General features: G+C 71.4%; 7 protein-coding genes. 1 reads left to right on the plus strand and 6 read right to left on the minus strand.

The features are described 5' to 3' along the window. From VGD93_RS17490 to VGD93_RS17505, 4 genes are all read right to left on the minus strand, one after another. A partial coding sequence (locus VGD93_RS17490) for a hydantoinase B/oxoprolinase family protein (protein WP_395013452.1) occupies positions 1–1,336 on the minus strand: 1,336 nt, incomplete at its 3' end. 14 nt (positions 1,337–1,350) lie between these two features. Continuing rightward, positions 1,351–3,411 (minus strand): hydantoinase/oxoprolinase family protein, encoded by a 2,061-nt coding sequence (locus tag VGD93_RS17495; protein WP_395013458.1) that lies wholly within the window; start codon positions 3,409–3,411, stop codon positions 1,351–1,353. Further along, on the minus strand, positions 3,411–4,307 hold the full coding sequence (locus VGD93_RS17500) for a 3-keto-5-aminohexanoate cleavage protein (protein WP_395013453.1): 897 nt from the start codon (positions 4,305–4,307) through the stop codon (positions 3,411–3,413). Before VGD93_RS17500 ends, VGD93_RS17495 begins: the two co-directional genes overlap by 1 nt. Before the next feature lie 10 nt (positions 4,308–4,317). Further along, positions 4,318–5,082 carry an SDR family oxidoreductase gene (locus VGD93_RS17505; protein ID WP_395013454.1) on the minus strand — a complete coding sequence of 255 codons (765 nt, stop codon included), beginning with the start codon at positions 5,080–5,082 and terminating at the stop codon, positions 4,318–4,320. 169 nt (positions 5,083–5,251) lie between these two features. Between VGD93_RS17505 and VGD93_RS17510 the strand changes: the two genes are divergently transcribed. Further along, on the plus strand, positions 5,252–5,944 hold the full coding sequence (locus tag VGD93_RS17510) for a GntR family transcriptional regulator (protein WP_395013455.1): 693 nt from the start codon (positions 5,252–5,254) through the stop codon (positions 5,942–5,944). Positions 5,945–5,989: 45 nt separating this feature from the next. On the opposite strand, the gene chrA is transcribed toward VGD93_RS17510, so the two are convergent. Next, the gene (chrA, locus tag VGD93_RS17515) at positions 5,990–7,219 is read right to left on the minus strand and encodes a chromate efflux transporter (RefSeq protein WP_395013456.1); all 1,230 of its coding nucleotides are present in this window, start codon (positions 7,217–7,219) and stop codon (positions 5,990–5,992) included. Between the two features lies 1 nt (position 7,220). Beyond that, a partial coding sequence (locus tag VGD93_RS17520; RefSeq protein WP_395013457.1) for an alanine racemase occupies positions 7,221–7,936 on the minus strand: 716 nt, incomplete at its 5' end.

Consider the following 7,936-nt stretch of genomic DNA (forward strand, 5'->3'; position numbering starts at 1 on the left):
CGCGCCGGTTCACCTGGATCGGGTGGTGCAGTTCGGCCATCTCGACGCTCTCGATGAACGACATGCCGCCATTGCCGACATGCGAGTAGGTCAGCCAGCAATCGCCGTGCGGCGTGGCCGGCCCACCGGTGCTGCCCAGGAAGAGCTGGTTGATGAAGGGACGGCCGCTGCGCGGGTCGGTACCCGAGACGACGCCCTTGGCCGGCGGGTTGACGGCACCGACCTCGGCCATGCCCAGGCCGTCGGCGAGGCCGGCGAAGGCCAGTTGCACCGCCGCGGCGGCGCGGTCGGCCATGTTGGTGGTGGCCACCGAACAGCTCGTCGGGTGCCGCGGAATGCCCACCACCGCTCCTTCGCGCAGCAGGACGCGCACGCGCCGGAAGCTGCCGGCGTTCCGCGGCACGTTCATGCCCAGGCTGTTGAACACGCCGATGAGGGCGGCGGTACGCGAGCACGCCTCGCTGACGTTCAGCCCGCACGGCAGCGCATCGGGGTTGTCGCGCAGATCCACCTCGATCACCGCCGCGTCCGGATCGACCGTGACGGTGGCGGCGATGCTCACCCCGTCCTCCGGCGTGCCCGGCATCGGGTCGTGGGTGCTGGAGGCGCTGCTACGTCCAGCAGGCAGGCGCCTTATGGCCGCGGCCATCCGCCCCTCGCTGTAGTCGAGCCACTGTCCCGCAAAGGCGTGCAGGTGCTCCCAGCCCAGTTCCTCAGCCAGCGCCAGGATTTCCCTTTCGCCGGTGCGCGCGGCGCCGAGCATCGCCAGGAAATCGCCGTGCCACTGGTCGGGGACGCGGATGCGTTGCCTGCACATGCGCACGACGTCGCCGATCGTGCGGTAGTCCTGCTGCACCTTGACCGCCGGGAAGATCAGCGCGCCTTCCTCGTAGACGTCGTGCGCCGTGGCGAAGTAGGTGGTGGGCTGGCTGTTGCCGATATCGGCCTGGTGCGCCTTGGCCAGCACGGTGAAATGATGCACGCCGTGGGCGTCGATCACGGGCACGAGGATGGTGTGGTCGGCGGCGTGCGAGCAGCCGTGATAGGGCGAGTTGTGCAGAAAGGCGTCGCCGCGCCGCAGCTCGGGGTGGAAGTCCAGCATCGCCCGGGCCATCAGGTCGGGCCCGCTGAGCACGTGGATGGGCAGGCTGTCGGCCGTGGTCACCAGTTCGCAAGCGCTCGTCACGATGCAGCAGGACAGGTCTTTGGCGCGGTTGAGGACGCCCGAGCGCCCGGCCCGCAGCAGCGCGTTGGCCATCTTGCGGGCGATGCCGTCGAAGCGGCTCTGCAGGATGGCGAGCTGGGCCCCCGTGAGGGCGGGCGCGGCGGCAGTCATGGGCGCGGCCTCGTTCATAGTTCGATCACCAGGCTGCCGGCGGGGCTGCGCCGGAACACGGCGCCGTCGTCGATGACGATGGTGGTAAAGGCCGACTCGACGATTGCCGGCCCCCGGCAGTCGTGCCCGGGCGCGATGGCGTCGAAATCGAGCACCGGCGCCTCGCGGCGCACCCCTCCCGGCAGCGTGATCCAGCGCTTCTGCGCTCCGCTGCGCGACCGCGGGCGCGGCTTCAGGCGCCCGGCCGGCGCGTCGGTCAGGGTGCAGGCGACGCTCGCCCGCCAGCTCACCATCTCGACCGGGGACTCCGTGTCGGCGACGGCGAAGAGCCGCTCGTGCTCGGCGTGGAAATCGGCAATTACTGCGTCGAGGTCGCACGGCCCCTCGAAGCGCGAACGGCGCAGCGGCACGTCGATCTCCCAGGCCTGGTCGGGATAGCGCGCCTCGACCTGGAAATCGACCTGCGCGCGCGTGGCGGCGCGCCCCGGCCCCACTGCGAAGGCGTGGCAGCGCTCTTCCAGCCGCGCCAGCAGCGCATTCACCGCGGCCGCGTCGAAGGCCTGGCTGGCCTGGTGCATCATGGCGCGATGTTCGGCGACGAGATCGGACATCATGGCGCCGGCGGTGCTGAGCGCCGCGCCGACCTCCGGGATGACCAGACGGCGGCAGCCGAGCCGCCGGGCGATGAACACGGCGTTGAGCCCCGCCGCCCCGCCGCCCCCGATCAGGACCGCTGCCGCCGGGTCGATGCCCTGGGCGACGGTGATGTCGGCGATGGCCTGGACCATGTTCTCGGTCGCCACCTCGATGACGGCCGAGGCGGCCGCTTCCCGCGACAGGCCGAGCGGGCCCGCCAGGCGGCGATCAATGGCGTCCGCCGCTGCTTCGGCATCGAGCGGCATGGCGCCGCCGAGAAAGTAGCCCGGATCGAGATAGCCCAGCACCAGCGCGGCATCGGTGACCGTCGGCTCGCTGCCCCCACGCCCGTAGCACACCGGCCCCGGTTTGGCGCCGGCGCTTTCCGGTCCGACATGCAGCATGCCGCCGTCGTCGACCCGGGCCATGCTGCCACCGCCGGCGCCGACGCTCTTGACGTCCACGGACGGAAACCCGGTCAGGTGGCCGTAGACCGGCTCGCCGACCCACAGCTCCCGCGTCAGCGGGATGCGACCGTCACGCACCACGCTGACGTCGTAGGTGGTCCCGCCGGTGTCGGCGATGATGGCGTTGCCCCCTCGCCCATCCGCCGCGGCGTAGAAGCGGCCGGCGACGGGCGCCATCGAAGGGCCGGAATTGAGCACATGGATCGGCGTCCCCGCCACGCCTTCGGCATCCATCACCCCGCCCTGCGAGGTGACGACCAGCACCCGCCCGCGAAATCCAGCCCCCTCCAGGCGTCGCGTCAGCGTCCCCAGATAATCCGTCATGAGCGGCTTGAGCGATGCATCGATGCAGGCCGCCGAGCCCCGCCGGTATTCGCGCGGCGCCGGGTTGAGGGCGTGCGACAGCGTGTAAGGCACGCCGGGCAGGTGCGTCTCCAGCAGTTCGGCCACGCGCAGCTCGTGCGCGGGATTGACCACCGACCACAGCAGGCAGACGCCGACCGCCTCGACGCCCGCCTCCCGCATCCGGCTGCAGATGGCAGCGACCGCCGCTTCATCGAGCGGGCGCACCACGGCGCCGGAGGCGGCGATGCGTTCTGGCACCTCGAAGGTGAGATGGCGCGGCACGTACGGATCGGGGAACGGGCGGGACAGGTCGAACGGGTCGCCCCGCCCGCCCTCGCGCAGCGTGAGCACGTCGGGATGCCCCTCGGTGGTCAGGAAGGCGGTGCGCGCGACCCGGCCGGTCAGCACCGCGTTGATGGCGTGGGTCGTGGCATGCATGAACAGCGACCCGCGGGCGAGCAGCGCCTCGAGCGGCAAGCCGCGATCCGCCGCCGCCAGGGCGAGGGCGTCGAGCACGCCGCGCGTCGGATCGCCCGGCGTGGTGGAGGCCTTGTAGAGATGCCAGGCACCCTCTTCCTCGACCAGGAGGTCGGTGAACGTGCCGCCGGTATCGCAGGCAAATCGCATCACGCCGCCCGTTCCTGTTGCTTGCGCAACCCGAGGAGGGCGCGCGCCTCGTCGGGCGTGGCCGGTGTTCCCCCCAGCGAGCGGATGATGGCCGCGGCCTTTTCCACCAGGGCCGCGTTGTCGGGCGCCAGGATCCCTTTCTCCAAATAGAGGTTGTCCTCGAGCCCGACGCGGACGTGCCCACCCAGCAGGAAGGCCTGGGCGACCATCGGGAAGGAGCCCGCGGCAATGCCGAAGCCGCTCCACAGCGCGTCGCCCGGCAGTTCCCGGCGCATCGCCAGCATCACCTCCGGCGTCGCCGGGGCGCCGCCGGGAATGCCGAGGCACAACTGGAACATCGCGGGCGCGTCGATCTCGCCCTGGGCGATCATGCGGCGCGCCAGGTCGATCCCGCCCAGGTCGAAGATCTCGAGTTCAGGCTTGGCCCCGGCCTGGCGCGCCAGCGCGGCCATGCGGGACAAATGGGCCGGCGTATTGATGATGACATGGCCGCCGAAATTCATGGTGGCCACGTCGAGGGTGCAGATTTCCGGACGCAGGTCGAGGACGTGGCGAATCCGCACCTCCGGTGTGGTCAATGTGCTGCCCGGCGCGGGCACGAGCGGGTCGGGCTCACCGGGAATGAAGCGTGCGCCGATGCCGGTCGTGAGGTTGAGCACGACGTCGACGCCGCTCGTGCGGATACGCTCGACCACCTCGCGGTAGTAGGCCAGTTCCATGCTCGGCGCACCGGTCTGGGGATCGCGCACGTGGATGTGGACGATGGCGGCGCCGGCCCGGGCCGCGCCGATCGCGTCAGCCGCGATATGCGCCGGCGTCACGGGCACCGCCCCGGACGTCCGGCCGAGGGCGCCGCCGCCCGTCAGCGCACAGGTGATGATCGTGCGACCCATCAATGCGTCTCCCTCACTCTTCCCACTCGACATTGCCGCATACGCCCAGGAACTGCCCCGAAATGTGCCGCGCCGCCGGCGAGGCGAGGAACAGGGCGGCTTCGCCGACTTCTTCGGGCGTGATGCGGCTGCGCATCGAGATGTAGCCGAGGCGCTGGGCCAGCACCTGCTCGTAGGACACCCCCTCGCGCTCGGCGCGTTCGCGCAGCAGCTTGCGGCCTCTCTCGTTTTCGATCGACCCCGGCAGGATGGCGTTGCAGCGGATGTTGTACGGCCCGATTTCGCGCGCGAGGTTCTGCGTGAAGCCCATCACCCCGGCCTTGGACACGACATACGGGGTGCGCAGCGGCAGCCCGGTGCGCACCGAACTCGTGGAGATGTTGATGATGCAGCCGGCGCGCTGGCCCTTCATGACCGGCACGAAGCGCCGGGCCGTGTGGAAGATGCCGCCGAGGTTGACGCGCATCACCTGGTGCCACTCGGCCGGCTCCACCTCCTCGACGGGGCCGCGCGGCCCGCCGATGCCGGCGTTGTTGACCAGCACGTCGACGCCCCCCATCCACGCGAGCGCTTCGTCGCCGAGACGGTCGACGTCCTCGCTGCTGGAAACGTCGCTGACGCTGCCGCGCAGGCCGGGATTTTCGGCAAGGGCGGCGGCCAGGCTCGCGCCATCGACATCACCGATATGCACCCGCGCTCCGGCACGCAGGAACGTCTGGGCGATGGCCAGGCCGATCCCGGATGCACCAGCGGTGACGATGACGCGCATTCCATTCATGGCCGGCAGCTCGAGGTTCCGTGGTTTGAAATTTGTTATAACACATTTCTTGGGTTGTCAACGCGCCCCGAAACGACGACACTCTCGCAATCACCGAACGAACAACATGTCGCACCCCGGGCCGGACGGGCGTTTGACATGCGTCATGACGCAAGCATGGAGAGTGCACATGGATGAGGAGGTCACCGCCGCGGGCAGTCTGGATCTGGCCCCGGTGCCGCGCTACGACACCCTGACGGACCGCACCTACCAGCAGCTCCGCAGCGGGCTAATGGCGGGCAGCTTTCACCCCGGCCAGAAGCTGACCATTCGCAAGATCGCCGCGGTGCTGGGAATCAGCGCCACGCCGGCGCACACCGCCATGAGCCGCCTGGTTTCCGAACAGGTCCTGGAATGGGGGCCGAATCGCTCGGCCGTGGTCCCCAAGCTCACGGCCGACAAGGTTCGCGAATTGTACGTGATCCGCCTCGCGCTCGAGGGAACGGCGGCCGAACTCGGCGCCCCGCATTTCGACGCCGATGCGACGGACGCGCTCGAACGCACCCAGCTCGCTTTGGTGGCCGCCATGGACCGCGACGACTACAAGCAGGTGCTCCTTGAAAACGAGGAGTTCCACTTCGCCCTGTACCGCGCGGCCGGCATGCCGATGCTCACGCAGATGATCCAGAGCGTGTGGCTCAAGCTCGGCCCGTCCCTCAACTTCCTGTATCCGGCCTATAGCCACAGTCGCAAAGGCGTCCACCATCACACCATGGCCATCAAGGCGCTGCGCGCCGGCGATCCGGCCGCCGTGCGCGCGGCCATCGAGAGCGACCTGCGCGACGGCCGCGCCGAACTGCTGCGAGCCCTGGCCGGCCACTGAGGGACGTCGGCCGCGGCGGCGCCGCGGTCGATTCGCGGCGCCCGCTCAGGTCAGCGCCAGCAGCACACTGGCGGCAGCGATGGCGACCACCACCGTCCAGGGCGGCGCCTTCCACACCGTGAGCAGCAGGAAACCCGTGAGCGCCAGGGCAAAATCGGCGGGCGCCGTGACGGCGCTCGTCCAAACCGGGTGGTAGAGCGCCGCCGCGAGCACGCCGACCACGGCGGCGTTGGCCCCGCGCATGGCGGCCTGGGCCAGCGGCCGCGCCCGCCAGGCGTCCCAGTACGGCAGCGCCCCGACCACGAGCAGCAGGCCGGGCAGGAAGATCGCGACCAGCGCCAGGGCAGCGCCGGCGAGGCCGGACGGCGCCGGCCCCATTGCGGCCCCGAGATAGGCGGCAAAGCTGAACAGCGGGCCGGGCACCGCCTGCGCCGCCCCGTAGCCGGCGAGAAACGCGTCGGGGCTCACCCATCCGGGCGTCACCACCGCCGCCTCGAGCAGCGGCAGCACCACGTGCCCGCCGCCGAAGACCAGGACGCCGGCACGATAGAACGCCTCGACGAGGGCAAGTTCCGGCACGGGAAAGGTCGCCGCCAGCACCGGCAGCCCGACGAGCAGCACGGCGAATGCCAGCAGCGCGATGGCGCCGACGGGCTTCGGCACCCGGAAGCTCAGCTCGCCGACCGGCTTCACCGGCAGCCGCCGGCACAGCCACAGGCCGGCGGCCGCCCCCAGCGCGATCGCCCCGACCTGTCCGGCCGCTCCCGGCAGGAAGCCGACGATAAACACCGACAACAGTGCGATCCCGGCGCGTGACCGGTCCGGCGTGAGCGCCCGCGCCATGCCCCACACGGCCTGGGCGACGACGGCGACCGCCACCAGCTTGAGGCCGTGCAGCAGCCCCGCCGCGGCCGGCCCCTCGAACAGCGTCGCGCCATAGGCGAACAGCACCAGCAGCAGCGCCGAGGGAAGCGTGAAGGCCGCCCACGCCGCCAGCGCCCCGAGCGGGCCGCCGCGCAGCAGGCCCAGCGCGAAGCCGACCTGGCTCGAGGCCGGGCCCGGCAGGAACTGGCACAGGGCGACGAGATCGGCATAGCCCGCCTCGTCGATCCAGCGGCGGCGGACCACCAGTTCGTCGCGGAAATAGCCCAGATGGGCAATGGGGCCGCCGAACGAGGTCAGGCCGAGCCGGAGGAAGGCGCGGAACACCTCCCTCGGCGAACCGGCCGGAGGCGGCCGCGCCGGCCCGTCAGGCCCGGCCGCAGCCGGGCTCATCTCAGTACGACGCGCCGCGGGCGTCGACCGGCAGGGCGCCGGCCAGCCGGCCGTCGGCGACGATGAACATCCGGTCGAACAGGTTGGAGACGACGCAGGTATGGTTGGGCAGCACGTGCACGCGGTCGCCGACCGCCGGCGGGCGGGCGCAACGCGAGACGTCGACCAGCCCGTGCTCCTCGTTGAGCTGGTAGATCACCGCCTCAGGGTGTTCGAGGATCATCCCGTACCCCTCGAGCCCGAGCAGGTCGGAGGTCAGCGCCTTGGAGCCGGCGTCGAGGATGGCGCGGCCGGCCGTCGGCCGGCTGACCACGGTGGCCAGCACCGTCATGGCGCATTGCCCGAGGGCGGCGGTGCCGCGGGCGACCAGAGAACGGTCGTTGTAGATATAGGTGCCGGCGCGGTACTCGGTCGCCGGGGCGAGGCCGTCGTCCATCCACATGTCGGGCGAGCCGCCGGTCGAGACCACCGGCACGGCAAGGCCGGCGGCCTCGCAGGCCGCGATGGCCGCCGACAGCGCCTGCTCGGCCTGGGCCCGCGTACCGGCGGCCGGATAGGTCATCAGCCCGCCGAAGCCCAGCGGCTCCGTCGCGGCGATCCGCCCGGCCAGCGTCGCGATCGCCGCCGGGTCGGCCAGCCCGCAGCGATGGCCGCCGGTGTCGCACTCGACGAGCACCGTGATGCGGGCACCCGCCGCGCGCGCCGCGCCGGCCACGG

The sequence above is a fragment of the Devosia sp. genome (assembly GCF_036406155.1).
Classification (GTDB): domain Bacteria; phylum Pseudomonadota; class Alphaproteobacteria; order Rhizobiales; family Devosiaceae; genus Devosia_A.

Coding starts and splice junctions, on each gene's coding strand:
- VGD93_RS17495 (WP_395013458.1), bottom strand. CDS start 3,411: ATGCGATTTGCCTGCGATACCGGCGGCACGTTCACCGACCTCCTGGTC.
- VGD93_RS17505 (WP_395013454.1), bottom strand. CDS start 5,082: ATGAATGGAATGCGCGTCATCGTCACCGCTGGTGCATCCGGGATCGGC.
- VGD93_RS17510 (WP_395013455.1), top strand. CDS start 5,252: ATGGATGAGGAGGTCACCGCCGCGGGCAGTCTGGATCTGGCCCCGGTG.
- chrA (WP_395013456.1), bottom strand. CDS start 7,219: ATGAGCCCGGCTGCGGCCGGGCCTGACGGGCCGGCGCGGCCGCCTCCG.